This is a genomic window from Methylobacterium sp. AC315, from assembly GCF_979253755.1.
In genome coordinates this window covers 1-19,613 of sequence record NZ_CEEDEA010000044.1, presented here as the reverse complement: position 1 = coordinate 19,613, position 19,613 = coordinate 1, and the positions used below count along the sequence as shown (strand labels likewise).

The 19,613-nt window shown below is 56.9% G+C and carries 13 protein-coding genes and 6 pseudogenes; 2 read left to right on the top strand and 17 right to left on the bottom strand.

Annotation, left to right across the window (positions count from 1 at the left end; genetic code table 11):
* The 9 genes and pseudogenes from AC0IY0_RS28330 to AC0IY0_RS28290 all read right to left on the bottom strand — a co-directional run.
* Window positions 1-219: transposase family protein (locus AC0IY0_RS28330; RefSeq protein ID WP_471766390.1), on the bottom strand; the 219-nt coding region annotated here is incomplete at its 3' end.
* Between the two features lie 254 nt (window positions 220-473).
* Window positions 474-608 (bottom strand): annotated as a pseudogene (locus tag AC0IY0_RS28325) (IS630 family transposase); the annotation flags it as partial.
* Between the two features lie 30 nt (window positions 609-638).
* Window positions 639-1,926: pseudogene (tnpC, locus tag AC0IY0_RS28320) on the bottom strand (IS66 family transposase).
* A 169-nt stretch (window positions 1,927-2,095) separates the two neighbouring features.
* The gene (locus AC0IY0_RS28315) at window positions 2,096-3,409 is read right to left on the bottom strand and encodes a glycosyltransferase family 61 protein (RefSeq protein WP_471766388.1); all 1,314 of its coding nucleotides are present in this window, start codon (window positions 3,407-3,409) and stop codon (window positions 2,096-2,098) included.
* A gap of 216 nt (window positions 3,410-3,625) precedes the next feature.
* Entirely contained in the window at window positions 3,626-4,597 is a 972-nt protein-coding gene (locus AC0IY0_RS28310) for a hypothetical protein (protein ID WP_471766385.1), read from the bottom strand.
* Complete coding sequence (locus AC0IY0_RS28305; RefSeq protein ID WP_471766383.1) at window positions 4,597-5,487, bottom strand: glucosyl hydrolase; 891 nt, start codon at window positions 5,485-5,487, stop codon at window positions 4,597-4,599. The genes AC0IY0_RS28310 and AC0IY0_RS28305 overlap by 1 nt, the downstream gene beginning before the upstream one ends.
* 62 nt (window positions 5,488-5,549) lie before the next feature.
* Window positions 5,550-6,248 (bottom strand): acetyltransferase, encoded by a 699-nt coding sequence (locus AC0IY0_RS28300; RefSeq protein ID WP_471766382.1) that lies wholly within the window; start codon window positions 6,246-6,248, stop codon window positions 5,550-5,552.
* A 26-nt stretch (window positions 6,249-6,274) separates the two neighbouring features.
* Window positions 6,275-7,828, bottom strand: coding sequence for a DegT/DnrJ/EryC1/StrS family aminotransferase (locus AC0IY0_RS28295; protein WP_471766386.1), 1,554 nt, complete (start codon window positions 7,826-7,828; stop codon window positions 6,275-6,277).
* A 231-nt stretch (window positions 7,829-8,059) separates the two neighbouring features.
* Window positions 8,060-8,242: pseudogene (locus tag AC0IY0_RS28290) on the bottom strand (IS110 family transposase); the annotation flags it as partial.
* A gap of 42 nt (window positions 8,243-8,284) precedes the next feature.
* Between AC0IY0_RS28290 and AC0IY0_RS28285 the strand changes: the two are divergent.
* Together AC0IY0_RS28285 and AC0IY0_RS28280 are read left to right on the top strand one after the other, a co-directional pair.
* Complete coding sequence (locus tag AC0IY0_RS28285; protein WP_471766381.1) at window positions 8,285-9,508, top strand: IS701 family transposase; 1,224 nt, start codon at window positions 8,285-8,287, stop codon at window positions 9,506-9,508.
* A 304-nt stretch (window positions 9,509-9,812) separates the two neighbouring features.
* Window positions 9,813-10,570, top strand: a protein-coding gene (locus AC0IY0_RS28280; RefSeq protein ID WP_471766379.1) for an IS5 family transposase whose coding sequence is annotated in 2 segments (ribosomal slippage) — window positions 9,813-10,125 and window positions 10,125-10,570 — 759 coding nt in all. Because the reading frame shifts where the segments join, the coding sequence is not laid out codon by codon here.
* A gap of 143 nt (window positions 10,571-10,713) precedes the next feature.
* Here AC0IY0_RS28280 and AC0IY0_RS28275 read toward each other — a convergent pair.
* The 8 genes and pseudogenes from AC0IY0_RS28275 to AC0IY0_RS28240 all read right to left on the bottom strand — a co-directional run.
* On the bottom strand, window positions 10,714-11,370 hold the full coding sequence (locus AC0IY0_RS28275) for an acetyltransferase (RefSeq protein ID WP_471766377.1): 657 nt from the start codon (window positions 11,368-11,370) through the stop codon (window positions 10,714-10,716).
* Between the two features lie 250 nt (window positions 11,371-11,620).
* Window positions 11,621-13,435: a GSCFA domain-containing protein gene (locus tag AC0IY0_RS28270; protein ID WP_471766375.1), complete on the bottom strand. Its 1,815-nt coding sequence runs from the start codon at window positions 13,433-13,435 to the stop codon at window positions 11,621-11,623.
* Window positions 13,436-13,503: 68 nt separating this feature from the next.
* The gene (locus AC0IY0_RS28265; protein WP_471766373.1) at window positions 13,504-15,807 is read right to left on the bottom strand and encodes a glycosyltransferase family 2 protein; all 2,304 of its coding nucleotides are present in this window, start codon (window positions 15,805-15,807) and stop codon (window positions 13,504-13,506) included.
* 32 nt (window positions 15,808-15,839) lie between these two features.
* Window positions 15,840-16,211 carry a hypothetical protein gene (locus tag AC0IY0_RS28260; protein WP_471766372.1) on the bottom strand — a complete coding sequence of 124 codons (372 nt, stop codon included), beginning with the start codon at window positions 16,209-16,211 and terminating at the stop codon, window positions 15,840-15,842.
* A gap of 332 nt (window positions 16,212-16,543) precedes the next feature.
* Window positions 16,544-16,760: pseudogene (locus AC0IY0_RS28255) on the bottom strand (IS5/IS1182 family transposase); the annotation flags it as partial.
* Between the two features lie 105 nt (window positions 16,761-16,865).
* A pseudogene (locus AC0IY0_RS28250) lies at window positions 16,866-17,336 on the bottom strand (transposase); the annotation flags it as partial.
* A gap of 265 nt (window positions 17,337-17,601) precedes the next feature.
* Window positions 17,602-18,639: an IS110 family RNA-guided transposase gene (locus AC0IY0_RS28245; protein ID WP_471766371.1), complete on the bottom strand. Its 1,038-nt coding sequence runs from the start codon at window positions 18,637-18,639 to the stop codon at window positions 17,602-17,604.
* Between the two features lie 75 nt (window positions 18,640-18,714).
* A pseudogene (locus AC0IY0_RS28240) lies at window positions 18,715-19,476 on the bottom strand (IS256 family transposase); the annotation flags it as partial.
* Window positions 19,477-19,613 lie beyond the last annotated feature (137 nt).

Here is a 19,613-nt window from a genome sequence, read left to right as displayed (position 1 = left end):
GCCGCAGCGGAAGCGGCGAACCTGCACCCGCCACGTCACCGACCGGTCCTGCCAGGGCAGGTCGTCGAACGTCCGCCAATACCTGCTGTGCACCCGCACTGACGCCCGCCCGCAGCCCCGACAGCAGGCTTGGGCCGCCGTGGTTCGGGCGGTGATCAGCAACCCGGACGTGTCCAGCGTCAGACCATCGACGTGCGGGCCGTCCGGGACCGACGGCAACGACGGGTTCGAGATCGGCATCGCGCTGCCCTCGGGCCACCACGTGAACCAACGCCCGAAGCATCCCGCAGCACCGAAAGTGCGTAGAAACCAATGTTCAACGCTGTTTGACAGTAAGCGGTGTTTGGAGCCGCTCTTTTCGATGTGCTGGTGATGGCGGAGTCTGACGGTCCCTGGTTCGGATCGTTTTGTGTCTATGCTTGAGGATATGGTCGAGCTGCCGCGGTCGGTTCGCCGGTTAGAGCCGTGTCCTTTCAGGTTGGCTCATAGGCATCGTATCCAGCTGCAGTGAGGTAGTTTCGGCACTCATCCGGTCGGACGGCGGCGAACGCGTCCTCGATGGCAACGGTCAGGCCGGCGGCGGTCCGTGCTGCAGCCGTCCGGAGGAGGGTAATTACCCACCCTCGTGAGTGCGGGGTTCAGGCGCCGACGGTCGTGAGGATGGTGCTGAAGGGGCTGCGGCCTGCGAGGCGGGCGGTATCGACGACGGTGCGGATGGTGGCCTCGCCCTCGGCGGCCCACATCGCGCGGTAGCCGTTGGTGACCTTCCGCTGGACTACGGACGGACGCAGCAGCCTCTCTGAACCGTTGTTGGTCGGCTCGACCGCGCCGGGGTGGGCGAGGAACACCAGGAGCTGATGGCGAGCCCGACCGATCTTGGCCTGCAGGTCGCGGGTCAGGTCGCAGCCGCTCGGCGTGGCCAGGATGACGCCGAGTTGGCGATCCAGGCTCCGGCGCTTGCTGGCTCGCGTCGAGGCGGCCAGATCGGTGACGTGCCCGGCCAGGGCGAACACGCAGGCCAGCCAGAGCTGCAGACGCCAGGGTACGGGATCATCGCTGGTCTCGGCGACGTAGGCGACGTCGCGGGCGAGATGGGCAAGGCAGGTTTGGTGCGCGGCCGCGTGTCCCTGCTGGGCGGTGTAGCGGTCCGAGATCCAAACCGCCGGCCGATGCCCGTCCATCATCTCCCGCACCACGACCGCACCGCGCGTCGGCGAAACCTGACGGACGACCGCCTCGGCAGAATGGAAGACCCAATGATAAGCGTTGCTGCCCTCGATGCGCACGCCGGTCTCGTCCGAGGCGACGACGGTGGCCCGGCGCAGCGTCGAGATGGCCTCCTCGCGACCGGGACGGAAGCGGCCCTGCGCTCGGCGGAGCAGGTTCATCAGCCCGCCCTGACTGAGCGTCAGCCCGAACAGGTCGAACAGCGCCCCCTGCAACCGCTCGTAAGACAGCGCCTGGAAGGTCTTGAGGTCTGTCGCCACAGCGTGCAGCCGTGGCCCGAAGGGCGTGCCGCGTGCCGCGTGCTGCATCAGGCATCGGTGCGGCTACCCGCGTCCCGCAGGTCGGACAGCGCACAGCCAGACGCCAATGCTGCGTCACCACCGGCGCGACCTCCGGCAGTTCGATCTGTTCTGAGACGCTCACGACCTCGGCGGGAAGATCTCCGTCCAGGGCGCCGCCGCAGCACGCGCAATGGTCGGGACGATGCTCGACCACCACGTCCGGATCGTCGCTGATCGCCCGGCTGTGACCCTCGTGACCGGGCTTGGCGCCGCCGGGCTTTGCCGGGTCGCGCCGCTCCTTGCAGTCTGTCGCCGGCGGCTTCGAGGACGTGCGCGAGGTCTTGTCCGGGCGCTGCAATCGCAGCACCAGCTCGATCAGCTCCTCACGGCTCAGCCGCTCAAGATCGCTTCGGCTCATCCCAGGAGGGAATCAGCGAAACCCAACCCGCGCAAGGGGGTGGGTAATTACCTCAAGCCATCTTATGTTCGTAGCCATTCGAGTAATACCAAAAGCGGCGGCTGGCGCGTCGATGGCCTACAACGCAAGGCCGGTTCTCTGTGAAGACCTATGTGCGCAGTGCGATTTACTAATCATCTGGGTTGATTAGCCATTTAATCGTCGCCTGCAGCTCGTCGACATCGACGTGGAAACTGCCGGTAACGGCATCAAATGTTTTCGGACGATCTTCGTCTCCGGTTGCGAAGCCCAGCGCCCGACCGGGGTGAACGACGTATCGTGCCCCGGCAAATGCAGCTACGTTCGCGAACAACGGGAATCGCGTCATATAGGGTGATGCCAAGGCAAGAACCCGCGCCCCAGCCTTGCAGAAAAGTAGATTCGCAAAGGCCGCCCCAACCGGTCCAGCGATTAGAGATGCGCCATTGAATATCTCCACCTGCTCTTCTAGCGTTAAAGCCGCAGGATCTATAATCAAAAAACCCGAAGCTTCGAACGCGGCTTCTATCTCGTGCACATTGAGGACGCCGCGTCCCGCGCGTCGCGTAATATAGACGCGGCTGGGGCCTAAATAGTCGACTTTCGGAAATTCGAAATACTTCAGTACTCGATCCCGTACCCAGGCGAGCCGGTCGTGAGACACCGATCCTGCGCACCAAGATGGCACAGCCGCATCGTCGGGTAAAAAGGTCATGTAATTAGGTATATATAACGTATCAACTCGTAAAAGGTGTCTTTCAGGAAGGCGATGGATGGGGGCGTCGGGGAACAAAATATCTAACAATTTCTCCTCTGATGCGAACAGGCTGTCGCTGACTATAAGGGGGACTGACATTAAATCCTGAAATTGATCCAATATCCATCCTTTTGTGACGTACTCCAAGAGAAAATGAGCATAATTGTTGAGCGCGCGTCCAGCGATCAAAACTCCCTTTTCGAGGTGAGACTCGTCCTCAAACGGAGCGAAGATGACGACGCGTCTGGGAGATCCGCGCACATCCTCGACAACGGTGCTTTGACCAGTGACGAGGGCGAACCGAGGGTCCGCAGCCGGCTCAAAGTGGACATAAGCTCGATCCGCGATCACTCTAAAGGACCCAACAATGGTCGCGTTCGAGACTGTCGCGAGCCAAGACGCCGGACGTTCTACCCGTCTCTGCCGTCGAGGGATTTTCAGTGTCGTCGCCACCTCGGGATCAAGAAACGAAAAGGGCGACGACGGCTCAATGCGTGTAATCTGTATTGAAGCTTCTTCAGTCGTCTCTACAGCTGCCAGAGGCAGCACGCCGATATAGGCCCGACAGCCCCCCCGCCGGAGTGCCCGCGTCGCGATCGCTGCGGCAAGCCTCAGACGCCAAAGTTGAGCATTGCGCGCGTACATGAACATATTCGCGCGATGAATATCTACCCAAATCTGTCGAGGCTTGCGGTACAAAGCCTCCACTAACAACAAGAACGAAGCTGTCCGATATGCAAGTTTCTCAAGAGTTTGGTTCGGTGGCCAACGCAACGTAGGCCAAGCGACCAGGAAATGATCTACGAGATCCACCTCAGGTGGCAACGAATATTTCGCTCTATACCAATCAGGATCAATCAGTGCTGACGCGGTCCTCCGCCGAAGGCGCCGGACAGCTCTGCGAAGCCAGATCATGGTGCCGCCTCAAACACGCATCTCGTAGTGCAAATGGGGCACCAGACGCGCGCCAAAGCCCTCCTTCTGCGCTTGAAGCCCCCGATTGAGGTAACGGCCGGCCTGCTCGGTAGAAATTCCGAAGCTGAGGGCGTATTTACCGTCGCAGCACGCGCTGAGAATATGACTCATGATGGCTTCGACCCCTCCATTAGCCCGACCAGCCTCGTTGCTGGCGATGTACTGGCAATGAAGCGCTGCTCCCGCATCAAAGATCAAGACCGCAGCACATACCTTCGTTTCGCCTTCAATGGGTATATGCGCCAAGAATAGTCTGATGTTGTTGGGAAAACGGCCCGCTAGAAGCCTTAGCTCTGACGCCGTATGAGCTGCGCGCGCTCCATGTTTTTCTAGAACGTTCGTCGTTAAAGCGATCAAAGTGTCATAATCGTCGCTCTGTTCGACAATGAGATTGGCGCGGCGAGATTTACTGAGGCTGTGTTTTTTGCCTTTGTTCCAGGGCAGCGGCGATCGCAAGTCGATAAACGATCCCGCCTCCACTCGTGAAAGGCGCGCGTCGTTGATGAACAACGCGTACTGCTCCTCGTCGGCCCGTCGCCAGTGGAAGATGTTTGGAATTGCTTTATAGACCAGTTTCGTAAAGCTCCTAGCTTGCAGGTGTTGCCGCGAAGCAGTAAAGATCTTGAGCATTGTGCTCGCGGTCATTCGGTCCCCGACCACCCAGCCGCCATAGGTAAGGCCGCCATGGCTCACCAAGTGAAGTTCGCCATTCTGATGTTCCCGGTTGGCGGGTAAAAGCCCCAAAATTTCACCTGAAGATTTCGACACAGCGATGATGGAATTGTCTTCAAACCTATCGGCGTGGTAATCCATAAAACCCCGTTCGAAGAGAAAAGTCCCATTTCGACTGGATCTCACGTGTTTGTTCCAAGCTTCTGCGAAGCGCGGTTCATATGTAATAATATCAATATCGTTGTCCATCACTCGCTCAAATCCAAACTGGCGATGCCGATACCTTCCGCGCCCATTCCATTTCCGGCGTAGACACAAAAAACCCTTTTGTGAGCTTCAAAAACAACAGGATAGCAGACGGTATGGCTATCCCATTGTTCTGGTCCGACCTGCAGGCCCAATCCTTCATCGCAGCGGTTCCAAGACAAGCCGTCCGGCGAGCGCGCGTAACCTGAGGCGTAAACCTTGTCGAAAGTGTCGGAGGTAAACCGCATCTCGTACGATCCGTCTGGAGTGCGCGTTACGCGGGGCCGACCGATCCGATATTCATCCTCTTCAGGTAATAAGCAGATAGGGCCGTCGTTGCGGCTGATCGTAACACCGTCGGGACTGATGGTTGTCCTAATATGGTAACGTGGATATGTCTTTCCAAAAATTTGTTCCCACCCATCGCCGGCCGAATACCAGATCCTAAACCCGTCGGCTATTCGAACAACTGAATGGATTGCCCGGATGTATGGAGCGGCGTCGCTTCGATCCATTATTGGCGTTGATTGGCGACGTGTGAAGGTGTCTCCGCCATCAATCGAGATCGCTAGGCCGCTGAAAGCGAGAAACTTCACTCGCGATACCATTTGAAAACCCACATAATACATCCAGTAATCAGAACCAAATTTTACTATGTCTCCGAGAATAACGCCATTGTCGTCGAACATGCCTGGAGAGCCGATATCGAGCGCAGGTTCCCGACAAATGCCAACCACGCGAGTGGGGTCGCGCTCGTCGACGTCGAGGTATCCAATGCGACTCACGCCGTTGCTATCGCGAAAGCCTCCATAGATCCGAACGCTTCCATCCGCCCGGACCAGCGGTTGCGGTGTCAGCACGCCCGCGTCCTCTCGAGCCCACGGCATCTTCATGCGTGGCCAAATCTCGATCCGGCCGTGCTTGCGCCAACGTCTTGTCGCCATCAGTTGGTCCATTAGCTCGAACGCACCTTCATGTACCGCTTCGCAGACAACCGCTCCGTAGGCCGCGCTGGCGAGCCTTTTACGATACGATCCGCAGTTTCGATGCTATTCATCACATTTGCTCCCATTGCAACGAAGCAATCTTCTGCCAACGTTACATGGTCTGCGAATGCCGCATTCACGCCAATAAAGCAGCGCCCCCCGATGTTGCAATAGCCTGAAATCACTACGTGAGAGCTTATGTATGCGCCGCTTCCGATTTTGGTTCTGTGGCCGATATGGTTGCCGCTCCAGAGTACCACGCCATCGCCGATCGTGCAGAAGTGCTGAACGACATTGTTCTCGAAGATAAATACGTTTTTACCAAGTTCGACATTGTGCCAGACAAAGGCGCGAGAACTGATATAATTTGCAAGTTCATACCCGCGCGACCGCATTTCCGCAATAAGTCTCATCCTCACCGTGTTAAGCTGTGTATACGTTACGGCGACGTGAACCTCGACTGTGCCGGGGGGAAAGCGTCGCTCCGCTTCATCGAGTGTGCATACGGGCAGCCCGTAGAGCGTCTCGCCCAGATTTTCTCCACTCTCAGCCGCGAATCCAACTGGCATGTAGTCGCTGTCGTATGTGAAATACTCATAGGCGATTTGGCCAAACTCGCCAGCACCGACGATCAGCAGCGGCCGGCGCGTTGCATTAATGGCAGCCATGTTGTTTCCTCCCGGCAGCGCCGTTCTCAGTCAGCCGCCAATTCTTCGAGCGCCGTCGCGACGGCGACGGCACAGCGCTTGATCTCCGAGGGTGAGTGCTTCGCGTCTAGAGGCAGGCTCACCGTCGCTTGGCAAATCTGTTCGGCGATGGGGAATGCGCCAGGGTGCCACAACCCGCGGTAGGCCGGTTGGAGATGAACGGGAAGTTCGTAGTGCACGTTAGTGCCGACGCCGAGATCTTTCAGAGCGTTTCGAAATTCCAGGCGACCGATCTTATGCAGCTGCACTGGAAAGACGTGCCAGGCCGGTTCGACCCAATCATGCGGCTTCAACAGAGTGAGCTGCGGGTGAGAGCCCAATACTTCGAAATAAATCGCGGCGAGGGCCTTGCGGCTCTGATTCCAAGCGTCGAGCCTGGGCAGTCGGTCATGTAGAATGGCCGCTTGAAGCGGATCCAAGCGCGTGTTGGCGCCGACTTCTTGGTGCATGCCACCCTCGCGCCCGTAGTTGCCCAAGCTGCGAATTCGGCGGCAGAACGCCGGGTCATCGGAGACAACAGCGCCCGCGTCACCCAGTGCACCCAGGTTCTTCGTCGGATAGAAGCTGAATGCTGCGGCGTCACCGAGGTTTCCACATCTGCGGTTCTGATAGCGGGCGCCGTGCGCTTGCGCGGCATCTTCGATTAGGCGGAGATTGTGACGCGTGGCGATCATCCGGAGCGCATCCATCTCGCACGGATGCCCATACAGATGGACCGCGATGATGGCTTTCGTCCTGGAGGTGACATGCGCCTCGACCAAGAGGGAATCGATGAGACCCGTTCTCGTCTCCACATCAACCAGCACGGGTGTCGCCCCGACGTGACTGACGGCGAGCGCTGTCGCGATGAAGGTGTGCGCAGGGATGATGACCTCGTCGCCCGGACCGATCTCAAAGGCACGCAGTATCAAAGTCAGCGCATCGAGGCCGTTGCCCACCCCGACAGCTTCAGCTGCGCCGCAGTAGGCGGCGAATGCGTTCTCAAACCGGTCGACTTCTGGGCCACCGATATACCAGCCTGAGCCAATCACTCTCTCGACGGCATCGAGAGTATGGTCCTCCTCATCGAGCACATATCGTTTCAGGTCGTTGTACGGGACGTCTACCCGTGAGACGATCCGAGCCTTCCAAGTCAGAAAGTCGTCGAAATCGCGAATGTAGTCGTCTTCGTCATATTCCTGGCTGGCAAGCACGACGACCAAGCTATCTGAATTGAAATCCGTCAGATCTCGCCAGCAGCCTGATGGCAACAGGATGGCCTGCTCATAGCTGGTCAGTCGGTGTACCACCTCGTGCACTCCGTCATTCACGCGAAGGGTCACGCTGCCGCGCAAACAGATGATGCACTGCTGTAGCTCCTTATGAGCGTGTGCTCCGCGCTTCGCCGCGTCAGGAAGGTCGGTCAGGAAGTAAATTCGGCGCGGCGTGAATCCGAGGTGTTTCGAGACTTCGATTATGCCCAGCATCCCCTGCTCACTCGGGATGAGCTGCGGGCACACGATCGCCGTGCCGGCAGGGGATACAGGGTTCGAGCTATCCATCGAAGACATCACCGCATTGTACCTAGGCGCTCGGGATGGCCTGCAGCACGACCACCAGCACCATCGCGCTGGGGTATCAGCTAAGCGACCGGTTCGAAAGCCGCGCGTTTTCAAGCTCGGCTGGATCCGCCGCGAGTAGGTCGGCATACTCCCCCTAAAACCGACCTGATTGGCAGGCTTTGAACCGGGCTGATTGGAGTACGCCTGCGAACCCGTAGAGATGCGCGATCGGCCGTTCGGCCCCGCACTGTAGCAAAATCGCAAGCGTTCATGCTTGGGGACCAAGTGCCTGACGAGTTGGCGCATGCTCTCGGGTGCGGCGTCGATCTCGCCGAGATTGCGCACCTCACCTCCGCGCTTACGATCGGCGACTGCGATCGCGTTGCGCATCATTGCGACGTCGATCCCTAGCATTACAGTTGCATTTTCGACGAGGTTCTGACTCTCTGCGTCACCATGATTCGCGCATCATGGACATCGGGGACCTCGATCGAGGCGACGCTGGAGTTGTGGGCCTCGTCGCTGCGGGAGGTGAAGGGACGCTTGCGCCCGCTGTTTACGCAGGAGCGGGTCGCGGCCTCGGCCGGGGCATTCCTGGACGGGCTGCTCGGCGCGGAGCGGCGCAAGACGGGTTGGATGCGGGCGGAAGCCGCGGGCGATCCCGGGCCCTGGCGTCAGCAAGCGGTGCTCGGGCGCGGACGCTGGGATGCGGATGCCCTGCGCGACGTGGTGCGGGACTATGCCCTGGAGACCCTGGCTGACCCGGACGCGGTTCTGGTTCTCGACGAGACCGGCTTTCTCAAGCAGGGTAAAGCCTCATGCGGCGTGCATCGCCAGTACACCGGCTCGGCCGGCAAGATCACGAACTGTCAGATCGGCGTGTTCGCGGCCTACGCCTCGCGGCACGGTCATGCGTTCATCGATCGGGCCTTGTACCTGCCCAAGACCTGGACCTCGGATCCGGCCCGATTAGCCGCCGCGCACGTGCCGGAGGGAACGAGCTTTTCGACCAAGCCGGGATTGGCTCTGGCGATGATCGAGCGGGCGATCGCCGCCGGCGTGCCGTTCTCCTGGGTGGCGGCCGACACCGTCTACGGGGTCGGCGACATCGAGATGGCGCTACGCCGCGCGGGCAAGGGCTACGTGCTTGGGGTCAAGACCGATCACAGGTTCAATTCCTGGGTCGGCAAGCCGCCTGTGGCCGGCACCGCCGAGGTGATCGCCAACAGCCTCGCTCCGTCGGCCTGGGCGCGCCTGTCGGCGGGAGAGGGGACCAAGGGCGCACGACTGTACGACTGGGCCTATTGCGAGTTGGCCGACCTCGCTGGCGCCGACGACGACCAAACCAGCGTGTGGACGCGCGGGCTCCTGATCCGCCGCAGCCTGAGCGATGGCGAGCGGGCATACTTCACGACCTGGTGCCCGGCCGGCACGCCGATCGCGACCCTGGTGGCGGTCGAGGGCCAGCGTTGGACGATCGAGGACGCGTTCGAGACCGCCAAGACCGAGCTTGGGCTGGCTCACAACGAGACCCGCTCCTGGCACGGCTGGCACCGGCACGTCAGCCTGGTGATGATGGCCTTCGCGCTGCTGGCGGTGATCCGCCATCACGCCAACACGCCGCCCCCAAAAAGCCGAGCCAGGACGAGATCACGCCCCCCGAGGCTGCGCGCCCGCTGATCCGCTGGTCGGTCCAGGAAATCCGCCGCCTCGCCGTACGGCTGGCGCAGCGGCGCATCCAGCCCGCCCACGTCGTCGCGTGGTCGCGTGGTCGCTCTGGCGACGCGCGCATCAGGCGGCCGCCCGAAACGCCCATCTCAAACGCCGAGCGTCAGACGCCAAAGGGCGTCACCGCCGTCAGCCCAGCAAAACACGCCGACGACGGAAAAGCCAAAAAACGCAACTGTAATGTTAGGGTGTGAACCCATAACGGGTGGCACGGTTTGGTCGGGGCGTCGTTGGTTCTCCGAATGGAGGACCGAGGATGGCGCGGTTTGACCTGACGGATGCAGAGTGGGCGGTGATCGAGCCGCTGCTTCCGACGAACGTACGCGGCAAGGATCGGGTGGACGACCGACGGGTGCTGAACGGGATCTTCTGGCGGCTGCGCACGGGTGCGCCGTGGGCCGACATCCCGGCGCGTTACGGGCCCTACACGACCTGCGGCAACCGCTTCCGGCGCTGGCGCAAGCGCGGCATCTGGGACCGACTTCTGGCTGCAGTGTCGAAGGCTTACGAGGGCGATCTGCAGATGATCGACGCCACCAGCGTGCGGGTGCACCAGCATGCAGCCTGCGCCAAAAAAAAGACGGCGGATCCGGTGGCATGGGTCGCTCACGGGGCGGCCTGACCAGCAAGATCCACGCGCTGGTGGATGCCGAGGGCCCTCCCGTGGCGCTGAAGATCACGCCCGGTCAGGCGCATGACGGGCGCTCGGCGACCGACATGCTGGGCGGGCTGGGTGAAGGCCAGGTCCTGCTGGGTGACCGGGCCTACGACAGCGATGCGCTGCGAGCCCGGATGTCCGAGCAGGGTGCTTGGGCGAACGTGAAGCCGATGCCCAACCGCAAGCAGGTCTTGGCCTTCAGCCCGTTCCTGTACAAGTACCGCAACCTGGTCGAACGCTTCTTCAGCAAGATCAAGCACTTCCGCGCCGTCGCCACCCGCTACGACAAGGATCCCGACAACTTTCTTGCCAGCGTCAAACTCGCCGCCATCCGGGTCTGGCTGCGAACTTTATGAGTCCGCGACCTAGGCCGAGCGTCACAAGCCCGACCTAGTCGGCGACACTAAGCCTGGACAAGTGCTTTCGCTGATAAGGTTCCTTCAGTGATGCCCATGCTGCTACCGGCGTCTTCTGAGACGAGATTATATACCCCCTTAGATTATGCCGACCTAAGCAACGGACGAGCTGGGTTCCCAACAACGACTGTGTCGGGTTCGACATCTTTCGTTACTACAGCGCCCATACCTATAACAGATCTTGCTCCAATACGGATAGGTTTCGACGCAGAGCCCTGTTTGATGACAGACCCCGTCCCTAAATACGCGCCGTCCTCTATTGTTACGTTGCCATTACACTTAACGGACGGCGCAAATGTTACAAAATTTCCGATCTTACAGTCATGGGCTACATACGAATAGATGTTCAGATGAACAAAATCTCCGACGATCGCGTCACTCGTCAACGTAGACATGTGGCAAGCTATTAGGCCGACACCGACAATATTTTTTCCGACCGAACGGAATGTCCGGTCGGTTAAGCTATAGGGGATGGCACCTTTGTTTATACAAAATTCCGCGATGCGACGCCTGTTTGAATGGTCCCCAATAGCGACATTGAAATACCGTTCACCGGAAAGCCCGAGAAAAAAGCCTAGATTGACAACTTCCACCCCCATTAAGGAGCAAGGGGCTTCATAACCATCTTCCACTACGAAATATAGCTTGTGATGTGAGGACTGGGCCTCAATCTGTTCTTGTAATATAGGCATAACCTCTCGGCCAAAGCCGCCCATTCCAATCAATCCAAGGTACTTCATGTTCTCTCCTATAACTTGCGCGGGAGGTACTCCAGGGCTGCTCCCGTCATGATCACGGCATCGCGGAGATCCTACCCGCACAGCGGAGTTCGATGGTTTGCCGGCAGTTCGCCTCGAACGCCAGGTCACCCTACAGGCTGCCGAAGATCAAGAGATAGGTCGCTGCCACGTTTCCATCAATCAGTGTATGTTAGTTGAGCCAGCACAATCTCTGATTGATAAATCACGTTCTGACCCCACGTAAAAAGCCTTAGCTTCCAGCATCCAACATCGCTTCTTCACACACTGACGCAGCTATGCTGGCGACGATGTTGGGTTCATCTCCTTCGCGAGGAGCTGAAGCTAAAGGAGCAATCGCATCATCCGTTTCCGTGAAGTGTTTGAAGAACAGTCTCATCACGTGGTCGACACCTTCCGATGAAACATTGCGCAAATCGTTGCCAAAATACTTCCCGCGGGACTGAGGGCCCGTGATTATCTCATATGACGGAAAATATGCCACGCTGTCATTGGTTGCAGTTAACTTGTCGGCAGCAGCCCTTAGAACCGATTTCGACAAAATGGTCGACGTAATGACGTGGCGCTCTTCTGCTGTGGCAGCCAGGGACACCGGAGACACGGTTAATATAACCTTTATTGTTGGATTGACGCGCTTCAATAGATCTATAAAATGCTGTAGGTTGGAGACCACATCTTCGTAACGCTCATTTTTGAATTCATACTTCTTATTGTCAAAAATGCCAGCTATCACTCCGGGGCAAACAGGAAGTATTGCGCCATCGTCCTTGCGCATCCAACACTCGGTCAGACCCATGGTATATACCAGCACATTAGAATTTTCGAACATATTTCTCAAGCAAGCAAAGTGATGTACTAGGTCTGCATTCAAATCCTCAAGATCCTTAAAGCCGCCGTACTGAATTGCAGGACGGAAGGGATCCACAATAGACGCTCCCTGTTTCCAGAAAGACTCAGACGAAGTAAATTGTCCGTAAGCTCTCTGAAAAAGCTGAAGGAGCTGCCCCGACGTATATATATTTCCATATCTGCAAGAGAACACTCCGTAATTATTTAAGATAGAAACATCCTTTGGAATAATATAATGCGCCGTCTCGGCGACAAAATAATTGAAACCCGCAGACTGAAGCCGAGATGATATATGCTGAGCAAAACAGCTGCCTACCGTTGCTATCTTGTCGTCTCTGGATATTCTGAATGGTGCGGCGACGACGGGATCGATCTCATCGCTGGGTATATTAGAAACCCCTTTTGACCAGCGCTGATATGAAGGAATATGCCTGTAAGGATTGTACGATCCGCGGCTTTCTATCGACCCATTAAGTGCGATATCATAAATCTTCTGAAGGCAAGCCTCACCGTACGCAGCATTCGCGTGCGTCGCGTCACTACCAATATGTTCGGGAAGCATGAAATCGGTTAGTGAATTCCGGAGCTCCAAATCTAAATAATCCACTCCTGTTCGAGAGCAGATATCTCGCGCCGCTTTTGCGCCGGTCCTCCAGAGTTTCATTCTAAAAGCCGCTGGCGAAACTTTCATTTCTGCAGCAAAACCTTCTAAAGTGAGTCGGCTCTGGATTAGATCAGACGCCTCGATTGGAGGCGGCGTCTGCAAATGTGCTATTGCTCCGGTCGCGTTCGATTTAATATAATCAAGAAGACCGAGCTGGTGCAGCATCAACGAATTTAGCGTCTCATAGATCGTATTTGTAGGAATATGGACAAAATCTGATATAACTGAACGATCATCGAAGTCGAACGGCAGAGGCTGCTCTAAAAGACCGAGCAAGTTGTATTCATTGCCGCCGAGTACCGATATGAATATGGCTTGCCTGTCTTCGAAAGCAGCGTTCTCCACCAGATAGTCCCGCACAACCTCGCTTGCGGTCCACTTGTCTCCAGACATCTTCACCGATGCTAGCTCTTTGATCGGCAGCCGAATAAATTTGAACTCGACTTTGTTTTGTCTGGCGACTATAGAATCCGCTTGCCACGATGCGTGAATCAAAGCATCTATATGGGAATGGCCGATGATTACACATTTCACTTTGGATGCCCCTTCTTTACTGGTTTCACGTACTGATAAATAGAATCGCGAGACTCATAATCGAGTGATCACGCTTCTTCTACTACCCTGGCATTGATGCTCATCCATGGCATCAAACGGTCATCGTAACTAACGAAAATGTGATATCGCTGATCACGTCCAGTGAAGTCCAGGTCGATGTCGAAGCCGCAGAGCGGACTGCAGAACGAACGTTCACGGCTTGAAATAACGCTAGATACATCGAGGCGGTTTTCGCGCAGCTTGTATCTCGTCAGAGAGTCATTGTACAATACGGCGACTTCGACATGTTTGCCTGACTTGCTCACAGTCCATCCTCGAATTGGTATTTTACCTCGATCGAGAAGACGATTCTTACCAAAATCTACATCCATCGATAAATAGAAATTTTCTGAGAGCGAATGGTTATGATCTTCTATAATTTCCAAACTAATTTCTGTCTGGTCAAAACCTCGGGCCGGACCGATCGTCTGACGGCAGAAATCTCTCATTTTTTGAAAAATTGAATCTTGCAGAGCCGCTGGAAGCCCGGTCCACTGCCCTGTCTCGTGCAGTCTATAAACCGAAAGCATTTCGCGAATAAAGCCAATCCGTCCCGTCTGGCCAATGTATACGTTAAATAGCCAATCCGCGGCGTCAGGTGTAACAAAATAGCTCTCCGGGATGCTACCAAATGCGCCTTTCTTATAGAAACAACATGAAAAATTCGCGGTAATCGGATCTTTAGCAATTTCATAAGAGCGTACTTCATTTGACAAATAGCCTTGTGCCTCGTGAGGAACATAGGAATCCTTATTTTCCAATCGGAGCAACAGCCAGTTGAATGTCATGGCTAGCTCCGGACGCTTCAACATAAATATTAGATGTTTTACGACCTTTCGCGAGCTAAGCCAATAATCGTCACCTTCACAAAAAGCAACATAATCTCCGGTGCATTTGGCCATACAACGTTTTATGTTGGCTAACATTCCGATGTTCGGACCAGCCTCGATGAGTTTTATAACATTAGAAAATTTATCCTGGTATGACTCAATTATTTCTCGCGTTCCGTCAGTTGAGCTGTCGTCCCCAACTACGATCTCAAGCGTGAACGGGCCGTGTTGTCCAAGAATGCTGTTTAGACATTGCGAGATGTGAGCACTGTGGTTGAACGTCGTCACTATTACGGAAACTTTGATTGACTGCCTCAAAACAGTCTCGGTTTCGAGTGGGCTACTCCGAATTGCGTCAATATCATTTTGATGTAACGGAAGCGATGCTCGAGCTAAAGTTTCATTGTCTGCAATTATCTCTCCAAGTTGGAGGTATCTATCGTTGAAGATGGCGTCTTCCACCATGAATTCGAACAACGATCGATACGTCACCGAAATAACGTCGTTCAGCAAGCCGCCGAATAAATTGTGCGCCTCTTTGTATAGCTTTAGCTCGCCGCTACCGTGCTTCCGGCGGTGAGCTATAAGGTCGTGAGAACTTGACCACATGCCAGCAGAGTGTTTCCGGTATACCGCCATAACCTTGTCGATGAGCTTAATTTTCCCAATTTCTGCATGAATTAGGTGTAGATACCAGTCGAGCGGTTTGACGTCGCTAGCAAACCAAGAGGGCAGCGCGTTACTGAACCGCCATCTGTACATCACGCTATTTGTCTGTATGAAGTTTCCTAGTAACAGGTCCCACGACTTGAGTTCGCTTGGTAGACTTTTTGGAAATTCAAACGGCTGCTGGCTAAAGTCTTCGAAAATAACCTTGACCGGATGGAAGACTATGCTGTAATCTAGGTTTGCGTCCAAAAAGTCGGCTTGCAGCTGTAGTTTGCTCTCGTCCGTCCAGTAATCGTCGCCCTCGCACAAGGCAACGTATTCTCCTCGCGTCTTTGACATCAGGTCAAGAAAGTTTCCTGCAACTCCGAGGTTTTTTTCGCGTATAATCGGGACGATACGCGAGTCTTTTCTTGCATACTCTCGGATTATTTCGGACGTGTTGTCCGTCGAACTGTCGTCTCCAATTAGGAACTCGACAGGAAACGATACTTTTTGGCGTATAAATCCCTCCAAAGTGTCTCTTATATACATTTCCTGATTATAGGTGATGCAAAGTACCGTTACCTTGATCGCTTCATCATTCAAGTTTTTTTCTCGTAGTGCCGAAGGCTTAATCGGCAGTCGTCGTCCTAACGGTTTGCCTATCTCAACATAGTGCTCAATTGGTGCCATCCCGGTAAGGAAAACATCTGGAAATTCTCTAATATAAGTTTCGGTATCGAATCCAGCTTCCGCCATACGGCGGTATTCGGCCTGCAATGCGTAAGATTTCGCTCGTAAGTCGTTTTTCATATCTTTGGCGTTCCGTTCCATTGAGTCGGTATCGTACGTCTCTGAAAGATGTATTATTTTACCACCGAGCTTGGCGTCCGCCCTTCCAGAATACCGTACTCGACAAAGTGGTTTAGTGGATCAAGACAAGCTTCTCTTACATCTCCATTCGATGCGAGATACCACGAGGCGTCGAATAAATTTGCAGAAGTAATGATCGATTTTCGGATTTCTTTGTCCTCCACGCATTTCGCAATGCTTACCAATAGATCCTGGAAATTCTGCTGGATGATGGATGAGTCGTTCCTCGTCTGTTGCAGCTTGCTAGATAGCCAAGCTAATTCAAGTCGGCATCTTGAGATCTGATTTTTGAGAAGTGCGGTTTCGTCTTGATCTTTATCTTCTTCAGCTTGGAAGGAGATGGATGTGTTCGCGTCTTTACTCATTTGCCGCACCTTGTTATGATTTCGTAGATACGAAGTTTGTGGGGATCGGATGTGCGTTTTGACAGGAGGGCAAGATTTTCAGCTCAGCGGAGCTTTACTTGATTTCGATGAACATGATAAATTCCTCCGCAGGCAATTGCCTTCTTTCTGCTTCTCGGAAAAATATCGTTTGACGGCGCTCCATCTTCTTCGGCCTGACCGTCGCGCCAAAATGACTGAGCAGCGGCGTAGAGGTCGGCACTCACTATACCGCGGGAGGCATACGGGGTGCTAGGGCGTGCCCTCGATGAGCACCAGAAAGCGATGACGGCGGTCAGAGCGACGGCCGAGGCTCAGTTTCTGGCGAGCTTGTAGTAGCGGGTTACAATGCGGCGGAAGTCCTTGAGGCGGTTGAAAGTGGCTCGATGCGCCAGCGCTCCCGCTTGCGGGGCCTGTTATGGCGGATCTTTCGCTTGCGGCCGCGCTGACTGGCGTGATGCCGATCTTGCGTAAGTCAGCACGCAGTCAGTGGGCGTCGTAGCCCTTGGCGACGGTCAGACGCTGGATCTGTGTCAACGGGCATCGAAGTCTGGTTCTTCCGCAAGTCGTGTGGCGAAGTGTGCCGGCCGGCGTGGGGACTATCGGAAATTCCGTGTGTGGGCGGCGGGTTGAACATCAGGCCGCCATGGCCCGGGTGAAGCGCTCGCCGAAGATGACGGCGAACTGCGCCTGGGCCATGACCCACTCACGCGGGCCCATCTTCCACGCCTTCTCGGAGCGGTTCAAGACCAGGTAGAGCAGCTTCAGCGCGGCCTCGTCGGTTGGGAAGTGGCCCCGGGCGCGCACAGCCCGGCGCAGCGTGGCGTTCAGGGCCTCGATGGCGTTCGTGGCGTACAGGATTCGCCGGACCTCGCCCGGGAACGCGTAGAACGGGATGACTTCGCCCCAGGCCCGTCGCCAACTCTGAGCGATGGCCGGGTACTTCCGGCCCCACGCGCCCGCCTCGAAGGCAGCCAAGGCCGTCTCGCCGGCGGCGGCATCGAGCGCACGGTAGATCTCCTTCAGCGCCGCCGCCACGAGCTTGCGGTCCTTGTAGGAGACGAAGTCGAGGCTGTGGCGCAGGAGGTGGACGATGCATATGTGGACGGTCTCCCGCTTACAAGACATTCAGGCAGATCGGGGCTGATCGCTTGCCTTCATATGTCCGGCCTTTGAGGTGCGATCTCGATTGATCGCTGGCCAAGATGGTTTCCGCTACTCAGGGTCCAAACAAGTCTGCGGCATTTAAGTGCCATTGCATTGTATGGTTTGCCGTGAGCCCGGATCGATCGAATCCATCTACCGTGGTCTTGCAAGTTCGCTTCCAGCCCAGCAGCACCTGTCCTATGAGCTTTGGGCGGATTTCATTACATTATGCCGTCACGGGTTGATTGGTGCTGCGCGAGTGGTACCGCTCTCCCGAGACCATCAATTTCCACGCGATGCGGGCAATTTTGTTGGCGACGGCCACGGCAACCAGTTTGGGCGGCTTCCGCTTCAGCATATCCAGGAGCCAGGGGCTCGCATGCTTGCTACGTCCGGCGCGAACATGCCGTAACAGCGCCGTAGCGCCTGCGACGAGCACGCTTCTTAAGGCCTCGTCGCCGGCTCGCGTGATCTTCCCGGTTCGCGTTTTGCCGCCTTTCGAGTGATCTTTTGGTGTGAGCCCTATCCAGGCTGCGAACTGCCGCGCTGATGCGAACAGCTCGGGAGCGGGCGACTTCATGGTGAGAAGCGAAGCGCCGATCGGGCCGACACCTGGTATTCCAGCTAAACGGCGCGCGCGTTCGTCCGCGCGGTGCCACTGGGCGAGTTGCGCTTCGGTCTCGGCGATCTCTTCTTCCAATTGTCGATAGATTTTTCCCTGCGTTGCGAACAGCGTCCGGGCAAGCGCAGGGACGGAGCGATCCAGAGCGATCCGGTCGAGAAGTTGTTCGACCCTGCAGATGCCCTTCGCGGCTATGAGCCCGAACTCGGCTGCGTAGCCGCGGATGGAATTTGCCACCTGCGTTCGCATTTGGATCAGACGTTCGCGTACACCGATCAGCATCAACGCTGCCTGCTGTTGTGGCGTCTTTATCGGTACGAACCTCATCGTTGGCCGGCTCATCGCCTCACAAATGGCCTCCGCATCCGCAGCATCGATCTTTCCGCGCTTCACATAAGGTTTGACCAATTGCGGCGCGATCAGTTTGACCTCATGGCCATAAGAGGTCAGCAGCCGTGCCAAGTTGTGGGACGCCCCACAGGCCTCGAGCGCGACGCTGGTCGGCGGCAGCCTCTCGAAGAACATCAGCATGTCCGCTCGCCGCAACTGCCTGCGAAGCACCGGCTTCTCGGCGGCGTCTACCCCGTGAAGCTGGAAGACGTGCTTAGACGTGTCGATCCCAATCCGGATAGGCTTTTCCACGGACGGTCTCCTTCATCTGGGTTTCAACAACCTCATCGTGGCACATCCTGATGCCGTTGAGAGACCGTCCACACCACAGGTCTGGACCAGCGCCTCGGGGAACACCGCCCGGATCGCGTCGGGGAAGCCCTTCAGGCCATCGACCACGGCCAGGAGCACGTCCTCGACGCCGCGGTTCCTGAGCTCGTTCATGACCCGCAACCAGAACTTGGCGCCCTCGTTCTGCTTCAGCCACAGGCCGAGGATCTCCTTGGATCCGTCGGCGCGCACGCCCAGCGCGATATGGACCGCCTTGTTCCGGACCACACCCTCGTCGCGCACCTTGATCCGCAGGGCGTCGAAGAACACGATCGGGTAGACCGGCTCCAGCGGCCGGGCCTGCCAGGCGGCGACCTCCTCCAGCACCGCGTCGGTCACCGCGCTGATCAGGTCGGGCGAGACCTCGATCCCGTAGAGCTCGCGCAGGTGCCCGACGATCTCCCGGGTGCTCATGCCGCGGGCGTACATCGACACGATCTTATCGTCGAAGCCGGGAAAGCGGCGCTGATACCGGGCGATCAGTTGCGGGTCGAACGTCGCCTGTCGGTCGCGAGGGATCGCAAGCTCGATCCGACCGGTCTCGGTCGTGACTGTCTTGCGGCCATAGCCGTTGCGCGTGTTACCGGCCTCCTCGCCCGCCAGATGGTGGTCCATCTCGGCGTTGAGCGCACGCTCGGCCAGGGCCTTCTTCAGTGCGTCCAGTAAGCCGTCGGACTCGAACGCCGTCTTCGGATCGGCCCCGGCCAGGAGCTGATCCAGGATCGCGTCAGGGATGTGGGGTGCTTTGCGTCGTGCCATCGGGAACCTCCTTCGGATCCACTATGGCCGCCTCCACACGAAATTCCTGACAGTCCCCTCAAGCCCGCGACAGAGCAAGGTGCGGCCCTCACCGCCACAGTCCCGAACCCGGACAGCCGCTCGGGCCAGAGCCCGCA